Origin of the sequence: Christiangramia sp. LLG6405-1, from assembly GCF_045055805.1 — a bacterium.
In the GTDB taxonomy this organism is placed as follows: Bacteria; Bacteroidota; Bacteroidia; order Flavobacteriales; family Flavobacteriaceae; genus Christiangramia.
This window is the reverse complement of sequence record NZ_CP159330.1, coordinates 496,049-517,597: the sequence shown is the minus strand read 5'-3', so window position 1 is coordinate 517,597 and position 21,549 is coordinate 496,049. Positions and strand designations below refer to the sequence as shown.

General features: G+C 39.1%; 21 protein-coding genes and 1 tRNA gene. 11 read left to right on the top strand and 11 right to left on the bottom strand.

The genetic code is table 11. The features are described from left to right. Window positions 1-6: 6 nt before the first annotated feature. Genes ABVM50_RS02380 through ABVM50_RS02370 form a run of 3 tightly spaced genes read right to left on the bottom strand, consistent with a single transcriptional unit; the run spans window position 7 to window position 2,385 of the window. Complete coding sequence (locus ABVM50_RS02380) at window positions 7-477, bottom strand: energy transducer TonB (protein ID WP_405199795.1); 471 nt, start codon at window positions 475-477, stop codon at window positions 7-9. Between the two features lie 19 nt (window positions 478-496). Continuing rightward, entirely contained in the window at window positions 497-2,023 is a 1,527-nt protein-coding gene (locus ABVM50_RS02375; RefSeq protein WP_405199794.1) for a M56 family metallopeptidase, read from the bottom strand. Continuing rightward, window positions 2,023-2,385, bottom strand: a complete 363-nt coding sequence (locus tag ABVM50_RS02370; protein ID WP_141878915.1) for a BlaI/MecI/CopY family transcriptional regulator — start codon at window positions 2,383-2,385, stop codon at window positions 2,023-2,025. The genes ABVM50_RS02375 and ABVM50_RS02370 overlap by 1 nt, the downstream gene beginning before the upstream one ends. A 110-nt stretch (window positions 2,386-2,495) precedes the next feature. Between ABVM50_RS02370 and ABVM50_RS02365 the strand changes: the two genes are divergently transcribed. The 11 genes from ABVM50_RS02365 (at window position 2,496) to ABVM50_RS02315 (ending at window position 10,535) form a co-directional block, all read left to right on the top strand. Then, window positions 2,496-2,993, top strand: a complete 498-nt coding sequence (locus tag ABVM50_RS02365) for a DUF456 domain-containing protein (protein WP_405199793.1) — start codon at window positions 2,496-2,498, stop codon at window positions 2,991-2,993. Window positions 2,994-3,049: 56 nt separating this feature from the next. After that, window positions 3,050-4,102 (top strand): flavin-containing monooxygenase, encoded by a 1,053-nt coding sequence (locus ABVM50_RS02360; RefSeq protein WP_405200678.1) that lies wholly within the window; start codon window positions 3,050-3,052, stop codon window positions 4,100-4,102. A 69-nt stretch (window positions 4,103-4,171) separates the two neighbouring features. Next, window positions 4,172-4,939, top strand: a complete 768-nt coding sequence (locus tag ABVM50_RS02355; protein WP_405199792.1) for a TatD family hydrolase — start codon at window positions 4,172-4,174, stop codon at window positions 4,937-4,939. Between the two features lie 50 nt (window positions 4,940-4,989). After that, on the top strand, window positions 4,990-6,123 hold the full coding sequence (locus ABVM50_RS02350; RefSeq protein WP_405199791.1) for a 1-acyl-sn-glycerol-3-phosphate acyltransferase: 1,134 nt from the start codon (window positions 4,990-4,992) through the stop codon (window positions 6,121-6,123). Further along, entirely contained in the window at window positions 6,113-7,141 is a 1,029-nt protein-coding gene (locus ABVM50_RS02345) for an asparaginase (RefSeq protein ID WP_405199790.1), read from the top strand. Before ABVM50_RS02350 ends, ABVM50_RS02345 begins: the two co-directional genes overlap by 11 nt. Window positions 7,142-7,205: 64 nt before the next feature. Beyond that, window positions 7,206-7,293: transfer RNA gene (locus ABVM50_RS02340), tRNA-Ser, on the top strand. Between the two features lie 65 nt (window positions 7,294-7,358). After that, window positions 7,359-8,162 carry a MotA/TolQ/ExbB proton channel family protein gene (locus ABVM50_RS02335; protein WP_295178516.1) on the top strand — a complete coding sequence of 268 codons (804 nt, stop codon included), beginning with the start codon at window positions 7,359-7,361 and terminating at the stop codon, window positions 8,160-8,162. Between the two features lie 13 nt (window positions 8,163-8,175). Next, entirely contained in the window at window positions 8,176-8,613 is a 438-nt protein-coding gene (locus ABVM50_RS02330; protein ID WP_405199789.1) for a hypothetical protein, read from the top strand. Window position 8,614: 1 nt separating this feature from the next. Next, window positions 8,615-9,223 carry an ExbD/TolR family protein gene (locus ABVM50_RS02325; RefSeq protein WP_405199787.1) on the top strand — a complete coding sequence of 203 codons (609 nt, stop codon included), beginning with the start codon at window positions 8,615-8,617 and terminating at the stop codon, window positions 9,221-9,223. A 27-nt stretch (window positions 9,224-9,250) separates the two neighbouring features. Beyond that, entirely contained in the window at window positions 9,251-9,733 is a 483-nt protein-coding gene (locus ABVM50_RS02320) for a biopolymer transporter ExbD (RefSeq protein WP_141878907.1), read from the top strand. An 85-nt stretch (window positions 9,734-9,818) separates the two neighbouring features. After that, entirely contained in the window at window positions 9,819-10,535 is a 717-nt protein-coding gene (locus ABVM50_RS02315) for a porin family protein (RefSeq protein ID WP_405199786.1), read from the top strand. Here ABVM50_RS02315 and ABVM50_RS02310 read toward each other — a convergent pair. The 8 genes from ABVM50_RS02310 to pyrH form a co-directional block, all read right to left on the bottom strand. Then, window positions 10,498-11,136 (bottom strand): hypothetical protein, encoded by a 639-nt coding sequence (locus ABVM50_RS02310; protein ID WP_405199784.1) that lies wholly within the window; start codon window positions 11,134-11,136, stop codon window positions 10,498-10,500. The genes ABVM50_RS02315 and ABVM50_RS02310 overlap by 38 nt on opposite strands. Then, complete coding sequence (gene rpoN, locus ABVM50_RS02305; RefSeq protein WP_141878904.1) at window positions 11,136-12,599, bottom strand: RNA polymerase factor sigma-54; 1,464 nt, start codon at window positions 12,597-12,599, stop codon at window positions 11,136-11,138. The genes ABVM50_RS02310 and rpoN overlap by 1 nt, the downstream gene beginning before the upstream one ends. A gap of 82 nt (window positions 12,600-12,681) precedes the next feature. Continuing rightward, window positions 12,682-13,548, bottom strand: a complete 867-nt coding sequence (locus tag ABVM50_RS02300; RefSeq protein ID WP_405199783.1) for an RluA family pseudouridine synthase — start codon at window positions 13,546-13,548, stop codon at window positions 12,682-12,684. A gap of 2 nt (window positions 13,549-13,550) precedes the next feature. Next, window positions 13,551-14,993, bottom strand: a complete 1,443-nt coding sequence (asnS, locus tag ABVM50_RS02295; protein WP_405199782.1) for an asparagine--tRNA ligase — start codon at window positions 14,991-14,993, stop codon at window positions 13,551-13,553. A 74-nt stretch (window positions 14,994-15,067) separates the two neighbouring features. Continuing rightward, on the bottom strand, window positions 15,068-17,476 hold the full coding sequence (locus ABVM50_RS02290; RefSeq protein WP_405199781.1) for an RND family transporter: 2,409 nt from the start codon (window positions 17,474-17,476) through the stop codon (window positions 15,068-15,070). 78 nt (window positions 17,477-17,554) lie between these two features. Beyond that, a complete protein-coding gene (locus ABVM50_RS02285) occupies window positions 17,555-20,008 on the bottom strand; it encodes a DUF5686 family protein (RefSeq protein WP_405199780.1) in 2,454 nt (817 codons plus the stop codon). A gap of 94 nt (window positions 20,009-20,102) precedes the next feature. Then, entirely contained in the window at window positions 20,103-20,654 is a 552-nt protein-coding gene (gene frr, locus ABVM50_RS02280; protein WP_141878899.1) for a ribosome recycling factor, read from the bottom strand. A gap of 23 nt (window positions 20,655-20,677) precedes the next feature. Beyond that, window positions 20,678-21,385, bottom strand: a complete 708-nt coding sequence (gene pyrH, locus ABVM50_RS02275; protein WP_141878898.1) for a UMP kinase — start codon at window positions 21,383-21,385, stop codon at window positions 20,678-20,680. Between the last annotated feature and the right edge of the window lie 164 nt (window positions 21,386-21,549).

Sequence of the window (21,549 nt, the reverse complement as noted above, 5' to 3'; positions counted from 1 at the left end):
TGAATATTATCCGTTCTTATTTTCTTTTTGAGGCGTAGCAAATTCTATGGGTAAAGCATAAGCGATCGCAACTTTTTCACCTTCGAATTCACCCGCTTGCATTTTTGGTAATGAATTTATCACGCGAGTGGCTTCAGCTTGCAAGCTGGCTCTTATATCAGCCTCTTTTGCCAGAGATCTTGATTCAACATCTCTTATTTCACCGTCTTTCCCTATCACAAATTTCACAACGATACGTTGACGACCGGTAAGATTCAATTCCTTACCCAAAGCGGTATTAAAATTTTTATTCACATGATTGGTGATTCGCTCCACCGTGCAATCTTTCTGTTCATCGCCAGTTAGCGATTCACATCCAGGAAAGACCGGTGATTTATCTGCCACCGCAAAGGGTGTAGCCATCTCCTGGCTGAAGCCTGAAAGAGAAATTAGCAATACAAAGAGGCTAAGTAGATTTTTAATTTTATTGATTCTCATAATCTTGTTTTTGAATTTATTATTGGACCTTAAATGCGATTGGTAAACTATACATGACACTTACGGCACGACCATTTTGTTCTCCTGGAATAAATGATGGAAGTTCAGAAATTACTCTTTTAGCTTCCTCTTCTAATCTCGGATGCGGAGCTCTTGACCTAATATCCTGAACCTGTCCGTTTTCATCAATTCTGAATTGAACGATAACACGATTTATTCCTTCAAGTCCTAATTCCTTTCCCAGGGAAGTATTGAAGTTCTTGTTGACGAATTTTGAAATTTCTGAAGAAGTACAGTTTTTTCTGGCGTCATCCACCCATTGGTCACATTCTTGGAAAGCAGGAACTTTATCGATTACTGCAAATGGTACTGAGGAAGCATTATCGTAGGCGCTATTATCAGCACGGTTTTGAATATCTTCGGTAGAACCTGGCGCTGGCGGAGGTGAAGGTGGCAATGTTTGTTCTTCAACAACTTCTATAACCTCTGTCCCATTCGCCTTCGCTTCTTTCAATAATAACTCTTCTCTTTTCTTAAGAAGCTGCAGGAACTCTTCTTTCTCTGATGGAGTAAGGCTCTCCTTATTTTCTAGATGTGCTTTAAGTTCCGCAATTATTTCCGAAGTGCTGGATTCCTGTAATTCTGGTTCTATTTCCGCAGAATTATCATCGGAACATGCTACATAAGTGAGCATTAGCATTAGCACGGGAACGATGAGTAAAAACTTGAATTTTGAAATGTTGGATGATTGATTTTTCTGTAACATAATGATTCGTTTTTTGATTAATGAATGACTAAAAAATTGATTGGTGAATGAAAAGTTTTCTGTTCCGAAGGCGGTATTTAGCAACTGTTCAAAATATTGCTTTTTTCCCGATTTCTGAACGGTGGTACTATCAGCAATATACTCATGAAGCGTGGCCAGACGTGACTGGAAAATATAGATAAGCGGATTGAACCAGAACAGGATCTTCAATAATTCAAAGACCATCAAATCAAAACCGTGATGATCTCGCAGGTGTACCAGTTCATGAGTGATGATATGCTGTCGGTCTTTTTCTGAAATCTGGTCTCCTATATATAATTTGTTGAAATAGGTGAAAGCAGTATCAGAATCTGGAACCTCTCTTAGCTCGTAGTAACGAACATCAATAGTTTTACTTTTTCGAGCGATCTTCTGAAGTTTAATGAGCTTGAAAATAAATATGCTTAGACTAATGACTACTCCTGCGAGATAAAACCAGAATAACCAGTTGATCGAAGGATCGGCCTGAACAGGATTCGTAGTCGCGGCGTTCGAGGTTCCACCAATCATGACCTCTGGCATTAAGATCATTGTTTGATCACTGAATTGTTGCATGACTCGTGCTGGTGCACTTTGCTGTAAGCTCCCAATTTTTATAAATGGAATTAAAAACGCCAGGATAGGAGTTGCAATCAGGTACGCACGGTTAAGTTTAAAAAAGGTTTCTTTTTCCAGCAATACTTCGTAGATCACGAAAAATGCCAGCTGGAATAAAATTACCTGGATGATATAATGTTCCATCACTTATTATCTTTATTAATTTCTTTCAAAATTGCTTCGAGATCTGTTGATTTCATCTCGTTCTTTTTCATAAAAAAGCTAACCATACTTTGAAATGAACCATTGAAATAATTGTTCATCAACTGGTTAATGCTCTGGTTGCTATAGGTCTCTTTCTCAACTTTTGGAAAATAGATATAACCTTTTCCCTTTTTTCTATGATCTACAAATTCCTTATTCTCCAGAATTCTTACGATCGTCGAAACCGTATTGTAAGCGGGTTTGGGCTCGGGCATTTCATCAATGATTCCGTTCACATTAGATTCTTTTAGATGCCAGAGAATCTGCATGATCTCTTCTTCTGCTTTGGTTAATTGTTTCATGGTAAATGAATAAGTTAAAGCTAATATAGAACTAATCTTTTAGTTCGAACTAATTATTTAGTTAAAAAATGAATTTAAGTTGATTATCTTCGTTCAGAAAAAGAAATAGTATGGAGATAGTATTGTTAAGTGTGGCAGCGATTTTTATGATCCTGGGTATCCTGGGAAGTTTTCTGCCGGTCTTGCCCGGAGTACCATTAAGCTGGATTGGACTGCTTATATTTTTTCTTATTCCGGGAGTAGGAGTGAATTACGTGTTCCTTGGAATCACGCTTTTTGTTGCCATCCTTTTCTATATTCTCAATTTTGCCATTCCAGCAATGGGAACCAAGAAATTTGGAGGAAGCCGAAAAGGAATGATCGGTGCCACCATAGGTTTGATCATAGGGATTTTTGCTCCATTTCCATTCGCTATTCTTATTTGTCCGTTTGTAGGTGCTTTTATTGGAGAAATTCTAAATAAATCTGATTCCAGAACGGCTGGAAAGGCTGCTTTCGGTTCTTTTCTCGGTCTGCTGGCTTCAAGCTTTATGGAATTCATCGTCACCTTTGCATTTCTTATCCTGTTCTTTTACCAATTCTGGAGTTATAAGGAGTTTATATTCTGAAAGATCTGATTTTCAGAAACCTTTAAATAAGCGTACTTTTGCAAAAAAGTTAAATGATGTTGGATTTTATCGTGGTAGGAGCGGCACAGGCAGGTTTGGCCATGGCCTATTATCTAAAACAACAGGGTCATAACTTCCTGGTAGTAGATAAAGAATCCGAAATTGGTGCTTCTTGGATGAATCGATGGGATTCTCTTACTCTTTTTACTCCTTCTGAATTTAATAATATGCCCGGGATGGAATTTCCGGCTAAAAAAGGTCATTACCCATCTAAAACTGAAGTTGCCGGCTATTTTAAAGAATACGTGCAGAATTTTGATATTCCGGTTGAGTTAGAAACTTATATCCAGAAGATCACGCGAGTAAATAATCATTTTCTGCTGAAGTCGCCGCAGGGTGATTTAAAAGCAAGAAATGTAGTTATTGCTACTGGGCCATTTCATATTCCTTATACACCAGCTTTCTCTAAAAAGATCTCTTCTGAAGTTTTTCAGATCCATAGCAACTATTATAAGAATCCAGAACAGTTACAGTCAGGACCTGCGATGGTGGTAGGAGCCGGAGATAGCGGATTTCAGATCCTCGATGAAATTTCTGAAAGTAATCGCAAAACCTATTTTTCAGGAACTACAGATGTAAAAGTACTTCCGCAGGAAATAATGGGTAAAACACTTTGGTGGTGGTTTACAAAATCTGGTTTTTTAAGCTTCAGCAGAGATACATGGCTGGGAAAAAAGATCAGTAATTCGCGACAACCCGTAATTGGAACAGATGTAAAGGGAATTCTAGCCAGGGAAAATGTGAGCGCTGTGGGAAAAACTAAAGATGCTGAAAACGAACGTATTCTTACCGAAAAGGAAGAACTTCGGGATATAAAGAATATCGTCTGGGCTACTGGTTACCGACCAAATTTTGAATGGATCGAAGGACTGGAACTGGCTAAGAACGGCTATCCTGAACATTACCGCGGAGTAAGCAATATGGAAGGTCTGTACTTTATTGGTCTGCCCTGGTTACATACAAGAGGTTCTGCAACCCTTGGCGGAATCAAAAAAGATGCGGCTTACCTCGCCGGGAAGATCGCTGAAAAGCATTCAGTTTCAGTATAAAACCTTATAACAATAAGAACTTCAGCTAAATTGGTTTTATGATTGTATCGCATATCTTACTTTTGCGATATGACAGTTACAGATACACACACTCATTTATATAGTGACTCATTTGATAGCGACCGGCAGCAACTTATTCAGGATGCCATTGCTCAAAATGTGACCCGTTTTTTCATTCCGGCGATAGATTCAGAAACTACCCAAAGTATGTATGAGCTGGAAAAAGCTTTTCCAGAGAACATCTTTTTGATGATGGGATTACATCCTACTCATGTGCAGGAGAATTATGAGGATGAATTGAAGCATGTGGAAGAGGAACTTGCAAAACGTAAATTTTACGCTGTAGGAGAAATTGGGATCGATCTGTATTGGGATAAATCTACACTGGAAATTCAGCAGGACGCTTTCAGAAGACAGATACAGCTTGCGAAAAAGTATAAACTTCCAATTGTTATTCATTGTCGTAATGCTTTTGATGAGGTATTTTCAGTATTAGAGGAAGAAAAAGGTGATGATCTTTTCGGGATCTTTCATTGCTTTACGGGCAATTTCGAGCAGGCGCAACAGGCACTTTCTTACAATATGAAACTCGGCATTGGCGGAGTGGTTACTTTCAAAAATGGTGGAATCGATAAATTCATGGCTAAAATTCCGCTAGAGCAGATCGTTCTTGAGACCGATGCTCCATACCTGGCTCCTAAACCTTTCCGCGGAAAAAGGAACGATCCTGTCTATATCATAAAGATTGCCGAGAAATTAGCTGAAATATATGATCTCCCGGTGGAGACTATTGCTGAGGTAACTACCAAAAACTCAAAGGAAGTCTTTGGAATCTAAAGCTGTTAAACATAAATTTTGTTCATTTGTTGAACTAATATTAGAGATAGGTGCAAAATTTTGATGATATACGTTTTTACGACGATGAAGAGGTAAATCCTGCTTTGCAGCAGTATGTTAAACATCCCATGGTAAAGGCGCTTCTGCAATTTACCTTTCCCGATCTGGAATATGACGAGATCAGGACCATACTTGCAGATTGTTATTCTATTAAGGATTTTCAAAGCAAGGTAATTTATTATAGTGTGGAGAAAGTTCTGGAGAAAACCAGTGAGGGTCTTAGCGACCGTGGTTTCGATAAACTTGATCAGGATGAATCATACTTCTATATTTCCAATCACAGGGATATTCTGTTAGATACTTCGTTACTTAATTATACGCTGTACAACCATGACCTGGTGATGACTGCTTCTGCCATTGGTGATAACCTGGTACAGAAACCTTTCCTTGCTGCCCTGGCAAAGTTGAATCGTAATTTCCTGGTCCTCCGAAATCAGAGTCCGCGTGAGATGCTTAAAAGTTCTATGCGACTTTCAGAATATACGAGAGGATTACTGGAAGATTCAAGATCGATCTGGATGGCGCAAAGAGAAGGGCGAACCAAAGATGGGAATGATGTGACCCAACAGGGTGTTCTCAAGATGATCGGGATGGCTAAAGGTGACCTGGATCTTCTCGATTACCTGGCTAAGATCAAGATCGTACCGGTTTCCATTTCTTATGAATTTGATCCTACAGATATGTTGAAGATGCCGGAAGTACTGGCAAAAAGGATGCAGGAGGAATATAAGAAAAGCGCCAATGAAGATTTTAATAGTATCATGCAGGGCGCGATGGGTCAAAAAGGTAGAATACGCCTGAATGCGGGCGAAGTGATCACTTCAGCAGACCTGGATTATATTCGTGAGCAGAATCTTTCTGTCAATGATCAGCTTCAGGCAGTTTCCAAACTCATCGATAAAGCGATCCATAAGAATTATAAGATATGGCCATCGAACTATATAGCCTGTGATTTATTAAGAAACGAGGAGCGTTTTACAGAGAAATACACAGAAAAGGAGAAAAGACAGTTTGACCGTAGAGTAAGCAGGCGGGTAGATATTAAAAATCCGCTGGCTTTGAATAGTTACCTGTTAATGTACGCGAATCCTGTAATCAATAAACTGGACCTGAATGAAGGATAATTCCAAGATACTACTTGTTTATACCGGTGGTACCATTGGGATGATCAAGGATTATGAGACTGGTGCGTTAAAAGCTTTCAATTTTGATGAGCTTCTACACAACATACCGGAATTGAAGATTCTTGAGCATGAGATCGAAACCATGACTTTTGGTGATCCAATCGACTCCTCCAATATGAATCCCGAATACTGGATCAAGATCGCAAATGTGATCCATGAACGATTTGATGATTATGATGGGTTTGTGGTGTTACATGGAAGTGATACGATGTCGTATACCGCTTCAGCGCTGAGTTTTATGTTCGAAAATCTAACGAAGCCAATTATTTTCACTGGTTCGCAGTTGCCTATCGGGGATTTGCGGACAGATGCAAAGGAGAATCTAATCACAAGTATTCAGGTTGCAGGTCTAAGAAAGAATGGAAAACCAGTTATTTCTGAAGTTGGGCTTTATTTTGAGTACAAATTATACCGGGCGAACAGGACTACAAAGATTAATGCCGAGCATTTTCAGGCATTTTCTTCCATGAATCATCCTGCTTTAGCTGAATCTGGTGTATATCTTTCGGTTAATTATAAGGCACTTTGGGCTCCTAATAGAAAGCAGAAAACAAAATTACATATAGGTTTTGACGATAATATACTCGTATTAAAAATGTTTCCGGGAATAAGTGAGAGCACGGTGGAGCATATTCTAGCCAAACCTGGGCTAAAAGGAGTGGTATTAGAAACTTATGGTAGCGGGAATGCGCCAAATACATCCTGGTTTCTTGAACTTCTTCGGAAGAAAATAAAAGAAGGGCTTTTTGTGGTCAATGTGACGCAATGTGTAGCAGGAAGTGTGAACATGGGACAGTATGAAACCAGTGTGGGTCTTATGAAAGTAGGGGTGGTTTCCGGAAAGGATATCACTACCGAAGCTGCGGTAAGTAAACTAATGTACCTGATAGGTAAAGACTTATCTCCAAAAGTTTTCAAAACGATCTTCGAAACCTCCCTTAGAGGTGAAATGTCTTAAAATTAATGGCGGGTTTCTTGACGGATAATTATTTTTTTCGTTATTTGCCGAGCCTAACAAATACAGAGAGGTGGCCGAGTGGTCGAAGGCGCACGCCTGGAAAGTGTGTATACGTCACAAGCGTATCGAGGGTTCGAATCCCTTCCTCTCTGCTAAGTGTTTATTAAAAATAATTTATATCTTTAACCTTTAACTAATTAAATTAAGACAAACAGTAATGAAAAGATTATTTTCTATTTTGGTAATCGCCGCGATTACGGTTCTTGGAACCTATAATCTACAGGCGGCTAACGGTACGAATAATTTGCCAGGAACGATTGTGAGCTTTGTACAGGATGACGAAGAAGCAATGGCCGGTGATGATCTGGAAGAAGAAGATCTTGGTTTCCACCAGGAGCTTAAGAAACGTTTCATCGAAGGTGGTCCAGGTTTTATGGGGATCGTACTATTGTGTTTAATTCTTGGTCTGGCTATTGCCATTGAGAGAATTATCTTTTTAAACCTATCTACTACAAACACTAAGAAGTTAGCTCAGGATGTTGAGGACGCACTTCATAGTGGTGGAGTAGAAGCAGCTAAGGAAGTTTGTAGAAATACAAAAGGACCTGTTGCTTCAATTTATTACCAGGGTCTTGACAGAGCAGATGAAAGCATCGAAGCTGCTGAGAAAGCGGTAGTTGCTTACGGTGGTGTTCAAATGGGACAACTTGAGAAGAATGTATCTTGGGTATCTTTATTTATCGCACTTGCACCAATGCTTGGTTTCATGGGTACTGTAATCGGGATGATTCAGGCTTTTGACCGTATTGAAGCAGCTGGAGATATGCAGCCTTCACTTGTAGCAGGTGGTATTAAAGTAGCACTTCTTACAACAGTATTTGGTTTGATCGTTGCGATTATTCTTCAGATTTTCTACAACTATATCATTGCTAAGATTGATAGCATTGTAAATGATATGGAAGATGCATCTATTCTTCTTATCGATATGTTGGTAGCTTACAAGAATAAAAAACGAATCTAAGACAACGTAAATTATGACCTTACATAAAGTATTAAAATATCTGGCACTCGTGATCGGTGTGATTGGGATGATTCTTCTGGGAAGAATTATCGCGACCGGTGACGATGCTATAAAAGCCTCGGCAGACCTACAGGGGAGTCACTTAGACCCTTTCATGTGGATTGCATACCTGGTTCTTGCAGTAATCGTTGTATTGGTTGCTATCTTTGTGATCGTAGGTTTATTCAGAGGAAATATTAAGAACACAATTATTGCCGTGGGATCTTTTGCAGTGATCATCATTGTCGCTTATGTATTAAGTGATGGTGAGGCAACTCAATTGAAAGATGGTACTATGCTGTCTGCATCTGGTGATCACTGGGTGGGCGCAGGACTAATTACCTTCTATATACTTGCAGGAATTGCGATTGCTGCAATGGTATTCTCCGGAATAAAAAAACTAGCTAAATAATATGGCAAAGAGATCAGCACCGGAAGTGAATGCCGGGTCTATGGCAGATATCGCCTTCTTACTTCTTATCTTCTTTCTGGTAACAACTACCATTGAGACAGATAGCGGAATAAGCAGGAAATTACCGCCATGGCAACCTGAAGAGCAGGATCCTCCGGTTATTAAACAACGTAACATCTTTACGGTGCTTGTGAACAGTAATAACGAGCTGCTGGTTGAGGATGAGAGCATGGAAATTGGAGAACTGCGTGCAGCAGCTGTTGAATTTCTTGATAATGGAGGAGGTACTGGAGACGAAGCATGTAGTTTCTGTCAAGGTCCTAAAGATTCAGGATCTTCTGTAAATCCACAGAAAGCTATTATTTCATTGGTGAATAACCGTGGAACGGAATATGGAACTTATATCGCTGTACAGAACGAACTTGTAGCTGCATACAATCAGCTTAGAGACCGTGAAGCTCAGAGAATGTATGGAACAACCTTCACTAAAATGGAGAGTGATTATAACGATCCAAGGTATACTGGTGACAAAGAGGCTTTGAAGGAGAAGATCGATGTGATATCTGATATGATTCCTCAGAAATTATCTGAAGCCGAACCAACGAGTTAGAACTAAATAAAGAAAACGACTTAAATTATGTCAAAGTTTAAAAAGAAGAAATCTGGAGAGTTGCCTGCTGTAAACACGGCATCTTTGCCTGATATCGTTTTTATGCTATTGTTCTTCTTTATGGTGGCAACTGTAATGCGTGACAATACTTTAATGATTCAAAATAATTTACCTTTTGCAGATCAGGTGGAAAAATTGGATAAGAAGGATTTGATCATGTATATCTATGCAGGGAAACCAAGCGAGAGATACCAGGCTAAGTATGGTACTGAAGCTAGAATTCAATTGAATGATAAATTCGCTAGTGTTGAAGAAGTGCAGAAATTTATCTACGCTGAAAGGGAATCTAAGCGTGAAGAACTTGTTCCATATCTTACAACTGCTTTGAAAGTAGATGAAGAAACCAATATGGGACTTGTATCTGATATCAAGCAGGAACTAAGAAAAGCAGAAGCGTTGAAAATCAACTATACTACCAAAAAGGGAGAAGCTGGTAAGAACGTAAACTAATATCTTTTCAATTTAATTATAGAAAGCATCCTGTCCGGGTAAAACCAGGCAGGATGTTTTTTATATTTATAGCTTATTATAAACCATGAGGATCAAACTGGTCATACTTACTTTAATACTACTTTTTCCTGTACTATCAATTGCGCAGGAAGATGAGCGGCAGTATAAGATCCCGGATTCAGTACCCTTTACAATAGATAGCCTCTACAGAGAGGATCAATTCTACGTCGGTTTTAGTTTCAACCTCATCACTAATAAACCTGAAGTAATTTCGCAGGAAAGTTTTTCTGGAGGTATAAACCTGGGAGTTATTCGAGACATGCCTTTGAATGAACGTAGAAACGTTGCGCTCGGTCTTGGGATTGGTTGGGGAATTGATAGTTATGGACAGAATTTGCGTATTACTAAGTCTGCTTCCGGTGTCACAGATTTTCAATCCTTGGATGACATAGATTATGATACCAATCGCTATACTACACAGCAGTTCGAATTGCCATTTGAATTTAGATGGCGTACTTCAACACCAGAATCCTATAAGTTCTGGAGGATATATTCAGGAGTGCGTTTAGGCTATATTTATAACTTCCGAAGTAATTATAGAGACGACGCAGAACAGAGTGTGATAAATGATCTTTCGGAGTTAAATAAATTTAGAGCTGGAGCAACTTTTACCTTTGGATACAATACTTTCAACTTTCATTTTTACTATTCATTGATCCCTTTTTTCAAAGATGCTTCGCTTCAGAATGACTCTCTAGATGTATCTACCTTAAAAATAGGTCTGACATTCTATATTCTGTAAACCACAGATTGAATAGGAGTAATTGTGGGCCTAGACCTAAGATACTTCCTAACCATAGTTCTGAGCTTGTATGGGCTTTAAAATAAAGTCTCGATGATGCTGTGAGACCGCAGGCGATGATAAGAAACGCCACGGTATAGATATAATAAAGGTGAAAGTAAATACAGAAGCCGGTAACGAACATCAATAGCCCGGTGATTCCCATCATATGCAAACTGACTTTAAGCCTGAACCAGCTCAAAGTATAAGCTAATAGAGTAGAAATAAGTATGCCTGCGAAGTAATAATAGAGTCCGGGGTAATTATAGAAGTTTAAGATCTGATGTAAAACCATCAGAATCAACAAGCAAAAGAAGAATAGTGGCCAGCGCCTTTCTTCAACTTTCTCCAGAAAAACCGATTCTGCCTTTCCTAAATTCTTCAGTAAAAAATAAAATACTACCGGGATGAAAATGGTAATGATCGCTATTGCCATTAATTTGGCCTTCACGATCTCGTCTGGAAAATACCTTGGTATAAAAATAAAATAAAACAGACTTCCAAAAAATGGCATCCACAATGGATGGAATACGTATGAGGAAAGCCTAAGCAGAATTTTCATTAGATCTCTTTTCGCAATCTTGCTACAGGAATATCCAGTTGTTCGCGATATTTCGCAACTGTTCTTCTGGCGATAGGATATCCTTTGCTTTTCAGGACCTTAGCTAGTTTCTCATCTGTAAGAGGTTTTCTTTTATCCTCTTCCTCTATAGACATTTCCAAAATCTTCTTTATTTCTCTTGTAGATACTTCTTCACCTTGATCGTTGGTCATCGATTCTGAAAAGAACTCTTTGATAAGTTTGGTACCGTAAGGTGTATCAACATATTTGGAATTTGCTACTCTTGAGACTGTAGAAACGTCCATCTCAATTTCATCTGCAATATCTTTTAAAATCATGGGTCTCAGATTCCGTTCATCTCCGGAAAGAAAGTATTCTTTCTGGTAATTCATGATCGAACTCATAGTCACCATAAGCGTTTGCTGCCTCTGTTTAATAGCTTCAATAAACCATTTTGCGGCATCTAGCTTTTGCTTAATGAACATAACGGCATCCTTCTGAGCCTTTGTCTTTTCTTTGGATTCCTTGTAACCTTTGAGCATGTTACTGTAATCTCTTGAAATATGCATTTCAGGAGCGTTTCTACCATTCAGGCTCAACTGTAGATCACCATCTTCTATTTTTATGGTGAAATCTGGTATTACATGCTCAACCATTCTGGTATTTCCCGAATAGGCTCCACCTGGCTTAGGATTTAAATGCTCAATAACATCTATAGCCTCACGAAGATCGTCCTCGCTTATATCATGACGAGTAAGAAGTTTGTTGTAATGTTTTTTACTGAAATGATCAAAAGAGCGTTCCAGTAAATCTTTGGCTAGTTCCACCTGTCTTGTGGATTCTCTGCGGTTTAGCTGAATGATCAAACATTCTTCAAGACTTCGCGCACCAACACCAGCAGGATCGAGACGTTGTACTTTTTTAAGGACTTTTTCAACCGTTTCCTCGTCTGTGTAAATATTCTGGGTGAACGCAAGATCATCTACAATATCCTGAATGCTTCTTCTAATATATCCGCTTTCGTCAACACTACCCACCAGGAATTCTGCGATATCCTGCTCAATATCATCGAGTCTTATCGTGCTTAACTGAGTTTTCAAATGTTGCGTGAATGAAGTTCCAGCGGCATAAGGCACCTGCTTGTCTTCATCATCTGCACTGTAATTATTAGCATTCAGGCGATAACTTGGTATTTCATCATCACTCAGATACTCATCAACGTCTATTTCAGTCTCAATACTTTCACTATCGGTATCGTATTCATCGTCTGAATTATCATTTGCTATATCATCATATTCGTCGACACGATCTTCCTTTCCATCCTCCAGCGCCGGGTTCTCTTCCATTTCCTGTTTGATACGCTGCTCAAAAGCCTGGGTAGGCAATTGAATAAGTTTCATCAACTGGATTTGTTGCGGAGAGAGCTTCTGAGATAGTTTAAAATTTAATTGTTGCTTTAGCATAAAAGAGTGCTTGTCTAACAAAAATAAGGAAAAATCGATCCAAGTTGGCTTTGGCACGAACTATGTTCGTGGTAAATTTTTGTTAAGAACACTTATGGCGGGAGAGGTTTCTAAACCTCTTCGGAAGCTTCAATTCAAACTCCATTTCTTCTGACGTTATAGGATGTCCAAAACTAATTCCGGAGCTTAATAGATATAGATTCTTGTTCTTAAAATACCCTTCATCAATTCCATAAATCGTATCTCCCACAATGGGCAAGGAAATATTACTTAAATGTATACGAATCTGGTGCGTGCGACCAGTGATGGGCTTGGCTCTCACCAAAGAAAAAACTTCATCCTCGATTTCAAAGTTATCAACTGGTTCAAAAATAGTCGTTGCAGCTTTACCGTCAATGCTTACATTCTGTGTCACCGCGCTTTGTAGCTTGCCGTGAACCACCGCATGATAAGTTTTATGTATAGACTTATTTTCGAAAGAGCTGTGTAATACTTGCTGTACTTTTCTGGTTTTGGCAACGAGAATGATCCCGGCGGTAGGATTATCCAGTCTGTGGACAGGAACCGGATATCGTAAAGCATCTTCTAAATTTGATACTGATAAATTATGCGGAAGGGCATTTTCCAGTGTTCGAAAATAATTGCCATTGGTAGGAATGCCTGATGGTTTGTGAACTACAGCGAGATATTCATCTTCATATAGTACTTCAAGTATAAATGTGAAGATCTTTCTTTGCTGAAATTTATCTTCGAGAAGTTCTATCTTCTGTCCCGGTTGGATCCAGTCTGCAGTGGTTGCTTTTTGTCCATCCAGTAGGACAAGTTTCTTTGCGATCGCCTTTTTCAGTGCCGACCGACTGTTTATTTGAGGGAAAATAGAAATCGCATACTCCTGCAACCGGATCTTATGTTCGATTGCAGGAACTGTATGCGATGCTATAATATTCAATCTTAAAATTCTGCGTTTTGCGGAGTTCGTGGAAAAGGGATCACATCTCTAATATTACCCATTCCAGTAGTGAACTGAACAAGTCTTTCAAAACCAAGTCCAAATCCACTATGAACACAGGTTCCGAACTTACGGGTGTCAAGATACCACCATAGTTCCTCTTCCGGAATGTTCAATTCTTCCATTTTCTCTTTAAGAACATCCAAACGTTCTTCACGCTGGCTTCCTCCCACGATCTCTCCAATTCCAGGGAATAGAATGTCCATCGCTCTTACCGTTTTTCCATCTTCGTTCAAACGCATGTAGAATGCTTTGATCTTAGCCGGATAATCAAAAAGTATCACCGGTGTTTTAAAGTGTTTTTCAACAAGGTAACGCTCATGCTCACTTTGCAGATCTGCACCCCATTCCTCGATGATATAATTGAATTTCTTCTTCTTGTTTGGCTTCGAGTTCTTCAGGATCTCGATAGCTTCGGTATAACTAACTCTTTTGAAATTGTTTTCCAGCACAAAGTTGAGCTTCTCCATAAGACCCATGTCGCTTCTTTCTGCTTTTGGCTTCAGCTGATCTTCTTTTTCCTGTCTTTCGGCAAGAAATTCCAGGTCATCTTTAGAGTGTTCCATCACGTATCTAAGTACGTATTTGATGAAATCTTCAGCTAGGTCCATATTCTGATCCAGATCGCAGAAAGCCACTTCTGGCTCGATCATCCAGAATTCAGCTAAATGCCGGGAAGTATTGGAGTTTTCAGCTCTAAAAGTTGGACCGAAGGTATAAACCTGCCCCAAACCAAGGGCAAAAGTTTCAGCTTCCAGTTGTCCTGAAACTGTTAGATTAGTCTCTTTTCCGAAGAAGTCTTCCTTATAATTAATGCTACCATCCTCATTTTTTGGAGGGTTTTTCATATCCAGCGAAGAAACTCGAAACATTTCTCCAGCACCTTCAGCATCACTACCCGTAATAATTGGCGTGTGAACATGGTAAAAGTTCTTTTCCTGAAAATATTTGTGTACTGCGAAAGATAGTTTGCTTCGCACACGCATGATCGCTCCAAAAGTATTTGTACGTACACGTAAATGCGCCTGCTCACGTAGTTTCTCCATACTATGCTTCTTTGGCGATAGAATGGTTAGTTTCACTTCTTCAGGATTCGCATCCCCAAGAATTTCAATTTCTGAAACTTCAATTTCAACACGTTGCTGACTACCAAGACTCTCCTTCAAAGTTCCTTTGATAGATATAGCTGCACCTACGTTAATGCGATTGATAGTCTCCTCATCGGTATTTTCAAAATCGATAACGCATTGCAGATTTTTCAAAGTAGAACCATCGTTAAGCGCAATAAAACGATTACTACGGAAAGAGCGTACCCATCCCTTGATATGGTGTTCCTGTAAAAACTGATCGCTTTCAAGTATTTCAGCGACTTTTGCTTGTATCATTTAGTTGAAATTTAGAAAAAACAAAGATAGTTTTTCGCCTGAAGCTTAGCAAGCAGGCTGTTTTATATATTAATTTAATTGTTTTGCTGATCGCGATTGGCCTCCTCTTCTTCGGTCTCAAAAATACGCATCGCCGGCTCTTTTAAAGTTTCCTTGTTAGCAATACTTCTTTCCAGTGAAAGTAGAAGTGAAGGTAGCAATAGCAAATTCGACAACATAGCAAACAGCAAAGTGGCCGAAACCAGTCCGCCAAGGGCAACCGTTCCTCCAAAACTACTGATCATGAATACTGAAAATCCAAAGAATAGAACGATCGAGGTATAGAACATACTTACACCAGTTTCTCTTAGTGCAGCATAAACGGAGCGCTTGATCTTCCAGTCATTGGCTTTTAATTCCTGCCTGTATTTTGCCAGAAAATGAATAGTATCATCTACTGAAATTCCGAAAGCAATACTAAAAACCAGGATCGTTGAAGGTTTAATAGGAACTCCAAGAAATCCCATCACTCCAGCAGTAACGATCAAAGGTAATAAGTTTGGTACAAGAGATATCAAAATCATCCTGAAGCTTCTAAACATCCAGGCCATTAAACCTGCAATAAGAAGTATAGCGAGTCCTAATGAAATAATTAGATTCCGAACCAGGTAACTTGTTCCTTTCTGAAAAAGCAATGCCTTTCCGGTAAGTGAAACCTCATATCTTTCAGATGGAAAGATCTTTTCTATTTCTGGCAGTAGGTCATTTTCGATCTCCTCCATTTTCTCGGTCCCAACATCTTTCATGAATGTGGTAATTCGAGCATATTGTCCAGTAGAATCCACGTAGCTCTGCATAATTCCTTCCGAAGAAGAAAGACCTTTTGCATAGGGCATTATAAAGTTTTGCTCCTGTGAAGTTGGTAGCTGGTAATATTTTGGATTCCCATTATAATATGCCTGCTTACTGTATTTTACGAGTCGGTTGATGGATAATGGCTTGCTTAATTCCGGAATCTCTTCGATCTTACTTTCGAGATCATTCATTCGTTTTAAAGTAGAAAGTTTCAGTACGCCCTTTGGTCTCTTGGTATCGATCATGATCTCCAATGGCATCACTCCATCAAATTCCCGTTCAAAGAATTTTACATCCTTATAGAATTGGGTCTCCTGTGGCATATCTTCAAGAATACTTCCTGAAACCTTTATGGTATAAATTCCGATGATACTAAGAATCAGTAGAGCGAGAGAAGATATATAAATAGCTATTCTATGGTTTCTTACCATATCTTCCATCCAGTCAACAAAGCCGCCAATCCATCGTGTGTTTAGATGTTTCAGGTGTCTGTCTCGCGGTGGTTTCAAGTAAGAATATATAACCGGAATTATCAATAAGCTTAAAACGAAGATCGCCAGGATGTTGATAGATGCCACCACACCAAACTCTCTTAAAAGCTGACTATCGGTTAAAATGAAAGTAGCAAAGCCAGATGCGGTAGTTACATTGGTCATCAATGTAGCATTACCCACTTTGGTGATCACTCTTTGTAATGATTTCGCCTGGTTTCCATGCTTTTTAATCTCCTGCTGATACTTGTTGATCAGGAAAATACAGTTTGGAATTCCTATGACTATAATTAGCGGAGGAATAAGTGCTGTTAGGATCGTAATCTCATAATGCAGAAGCCCTATAAACCCAAAGGCCCACATAACCCCAATACAAACAGTAACCATGGAAATAATGGTGGCTCGTATGGATCTAAAGAAAAAGAAGAAAATTATCGAAGTGACCAGCAAGGCTGCGACAATAAAAAGTCCAATTTCATCGACTATGTTTTGTGCATTTAGTGTTCGTATATAAGGCATTCCCGAAACCCTGACATCGATACCCTGCTGCTCTTCAAATTCAGCAATAAGAGGTTCCAGTTCTTCCAGTACAAAGATCTTTCTGGCTTTAGTGTTTACCAGTTCTTTATTGAGATACAAGGCAGATTGTATGGTATTGGAATGTGAACTATACACCAGGTTCTCATAGAAAGGCAGAGCCGTAAAAAGTTTGTTTTCGAAAGCTGCGAGAATATCACTATCCAGATCTTCTTCCGGTAGAACCGGTACCATTTCAAATCTTTTGGGATCTTCAAACTTTTTAAGTTCCTGAAGGCTGGCCGGTGAAATGATCTGGTCAACTTCAGGATAAGTAAGTAGTGTATCTGTAAGTTTATTCCAGGCTTTAAACTTTTCAGGAGTGAACAAGGCAGAATCCTGCACACCTAGCAGAATGAGATTTCCCTCTTCGCCAAACTTCTCCAGGAAGTCGTTATAACTCACATTCACCTCGTGGTCGTCTGGCATTAAATTAGCCTCGGTATACGAAAACTGCATGTTCTTCCATTGTGTGGAGAGCAGGTAGGTTGCGATCAGTATAAGAACAATGATCACAATTCGGTTTCGTAAAATAAGGCGTGCGATGGAATTCCAGAATCCAAAGCTAAAGATCTTTTGCATGGCTTTCTATTAGCGGCGCAAAGGTAAAAAAAACCCTATTTAAATACTTTGTTATTACTGTATTAATCGAGCTTTGAGCTATAACTGTACCTGTAAGGTAAATTTAAGAGAGAAATTTTCTTTAAAAGTAGGAAGATGATATGCTCCATATCTATAGGCTGTGCTAAGACCAAAGCCGCCAAATAATTTATTTAACTCCAGCCCTGCTTCAGAAAATCCATTTTCAAGAGTATTGAACGTTATGCCTTCATGCTTAGCAATATCAGTAAAATCACCAATGGCGTGCCTTGATATAAAAACAAGTTCTGGTCGAAAACTTTTACTTATGATAAACGGCCTTAACTGGTGTCTCATGTGCAGCATCACCTGGCGGTCTGAATAAAATTCATTGAAATACATGGTTTCGAAACTGTTACGACCAGCAACCGAAATTCTTTGAGAAATCCTGGATCTGTTTGGATTATTAGGGTAGGAGTGGAAAGCGTGGGTTAAAGGGATATCTCCCACGGCGTAGTTACCTTCCAGTATAAATTCGGTTCTGGATTGATCGAGCCTTAAGATCTCATGCTCTGCCTTGATTCCAATTCTGGTAAAGTTGAAATCGCCGTCCAGAATTTTAACTGCCTGTTCTAACTGACCAGTAAACTGAGGGAATTTTTTCTCCAGTAAAACATCACCTTGCGGAGTTCTGAGATATTTTGAGAACGGTTGCCAAAGGAAACCGGCTTTAATAAAGTGGAGATCATAATCACTGTATAACTGATTGTTATCGTTATAATTGTAATTTTTTATCTGCCATATTTCTTCTCTTGAAAATCGCAACTGCGTATCCAGCCTTGGTGTAATCTTATGCTCAAGGCCAACGGCAAAAGTCCTAATATTGTAATAGTTATTGGTGTTTACGAATCTAGGTTCCAGAATAGAAAAAGTATTTCTCCCTTTCAGATAATCTACGGAAGCAATTTCATCAATATCTCTTGAGAAACCGAAGTTCAGATACGTATGATTTCTCTTATTAAGATAGATCTGGCTACCCAAACCATATTTAAATACTTCATCTTTAAAGCCGTAAGTGAGATACGAGTTCAGATTAAAATTCTCTGAAAATTGATCGTTGGTCTTTCCTCCAAATCCAAGCCTTATACCTTCGTAGTTACTAAACTTAAAGATCTTTCCAAGGTCCATATCCCAGAAGCCTAGAGGGTAAGAGCCAGAAGCGATGGCTTTTTTGACCTGAATTTTACGCTCTATATTCTGATTCTTTATAAGACTGTCTACTTTCTGTTCAGTAGCCTCATCGCGATCATCGAATTCCACTTTTCTATTCTCTTTCCAGAAACTTTGAGTTCTGTCTATTGCGTCTGGATCGATCCTGATCTCCGCATCACTTATTTTTACCTGAGCCTGTGGCTGCAAGTCGAAATCATAATGTATTACGGTTGAATTTAAGTAAAGATCCTGGCTTATTTCATCGGCACCAAGGAGTCTACCAAGGATTCCAGGGTTTTGTTGAACAGTTCCAATTCCTACCGTACCTCCAAAAACAGCAATTTCTTTTCCTCCCGAACCTGCTTTTATAGTGGTCGTTTGTAGCTTCGGAAACCAGACATCTTGATCAGGGAAATATTGATATTCATAGTCAACTTCCAGTTTTACCGATCCCAGAAGTTGCGCTTTTGCCTTCTGAATAGCGAGGGTTTCTGTATCTAAATAGAGAATTCCTTCCAGGCCAGCTACAATCTCTTCACGCTTCGGACTAAAGTAGATCACATAAGCAGGTCTTGAGGTTCGAGTCGTATCGAGGATCTTATAATCATAGTTTCTGAAAGCTGTTTTCCCTAGCGGTCCTGCATAATCTGTTTTGTAGAGACTGTAATCGTTTTTATATAGAGAAAACGGGTTGACGCCCATAGTGAGGACATTATAAACCGGTTTCTTAAATCCGGCAGTTCTTACACCGAGCACTTCTTCTGAAGTGTCACCATTTCCATCATAACTGTGACTGGCAACTTTTTCTGAAAGGTATCCACGCCCTTCGTTTACAATAGTTTTCATTGCTGCTGAAGTACTATCGACATAAAGCTGAATTCCACCACCTTCGTTGTCTACAATAAACTTGGAATAACTTTTATATTTAAAACCAGGTAAGACCTCCTCAGGATCATTCAATTCTTTTCGCGAAATTGCTTCAGAAATAAGGCTATCCGCAGGATTTGGTGCATTGGAAAGTTCTACCGTTTGCAGTCTCTCCCTAACTGCGCTTAATTTTATCTGTAGATACTTTGTATCTTGATTTATACGGGTACTTATTGACTTGTAGCCAACATAACTAATCCTTACTTCAACGACTTCTTTTCCAACTTGCAATTCAAAGCTACCGTCAATATTGGTTAATACTGTGCCATTTTTGAGAATGATCCTGGCGTAAGCAAGTGGTTCATTAGTTTCTGAATCGATGACCCGGCCGTTCACCTTAGACTGTGCGAAGCCAAAAGTAGTAATCAGTAAAAACAAGTATACTAGCTTTGACATTACCTTAAAATGAATTTGTTCAGAAATAAAAATGCCGGTTCAAATCTGTTTTTCTCCAGACCTGAACCGGCATAAAATTTTGAAAGTGTGATCATTAAACGGTCATGATCTCTTTTTCCTTCACAACCAGGATACTTTCGATCTTGGCGATATATTCATTGGTAAGTTCCTGAACTTCATCTTCAGAAGCTTTTAAAGCATCTTCAGAGATATCAGTTTTTTTAAGTTCCTGCATCGCGTGCTTACGATCATTTCTAACTCCAATCTTAGAATCTTCCGCTTCAGCTTTTGCCTGCTTGGACAATTGAATACGACGCTCCTCGGTAAGTGGCGGTACGTTAATGATCACGCTTTCACCATTGTTCATTGGATTAAACCCAAGATTCGCAACCATGATCCCTTTTTCGATTTCCTGGATCATACTCTTTTCGAAAGGCTGAATTGATAATGTTCGCGCATCTGGTGTGTTCACATTAGCTACCTGTTGCAAAGGCGTTTTTGCTCCGTAATAATCAACCATTACACTTCCAAGCATGCTTGGAGTAGCTTTACCGGCGCGTATATTTGAAAGTTGTTTTTTAAGATGCACAATGGCGTTCTCCATTGCTTCTTTTGCTTCTTCTAAAATAAATTCAACCTCGTCCATTTCTAATATCGTTTTCTATTTAATTATAAATTTACTTTTGTTCCTACAGGCTCTCCAGTGGTAACTTTTAACAAGTTTCCTGGTTTGTTCATATCGAATACAATAATAGGTAATTCGTTTTCCTGGCTCAAAGTAAATGCCGTTGTATCCATTACTTTTAATCCTTTCTTCAAGACATCCTCGAAAGAAATAAAATCAAATTTTGTAGCGCTTTTGTCCTTTTCCGGGTCTGAAGTATAAATTCCATCTACTCTGGTACCCTTAAGAATCACATCAGCTTTTATTTCAATAGCTCTTAATACTGCTGCAGAATCTGTAGTGAAGTACGGGTTACCAGTTCCTCCACCAAAAATTACCACACGACCTTTTTCCAGGTGCCTGATAGCTTTTCTTCTTATAAAAGGTTCTGCAACTTCATTAATTTTGATAGCCGACTGTAACCTGGTTTGAATATCTGCATCTTCAAGTGCACTTTGTAAAGCCAGACCATTAATTACGGTAGCCAGCATTCCCATATGGTCACCTTGTACTCGATCCATTCCTTTACTGGCACCGGCAACACCTCTAAAAATGTTTCCTCCACCAATTACAATAGCAAGCTCAACACCTTCTTCTACTACCGATTTGATTTCCGCAGCATATTCTGCCAGGCGTTCGGGATCGATGCCATATTGGCGCTTTCCCATTAAAGCTTCTCCAGATAGTTTTAAAAGTATTCTCTTGTATTGCATAGCTGTTTTTTATGAACCGTTGCAAATATAGCTAATATCTGAATTTGTGAAATATAAAGAGCCCTTTTTGAAAATGATTGGGAAGCATTTAGAATAAATTAACTCATTGGCCTTTTAATAATCGACTGACAGCCAATTCTGCTGGCGGGGTTTTTGATATATTT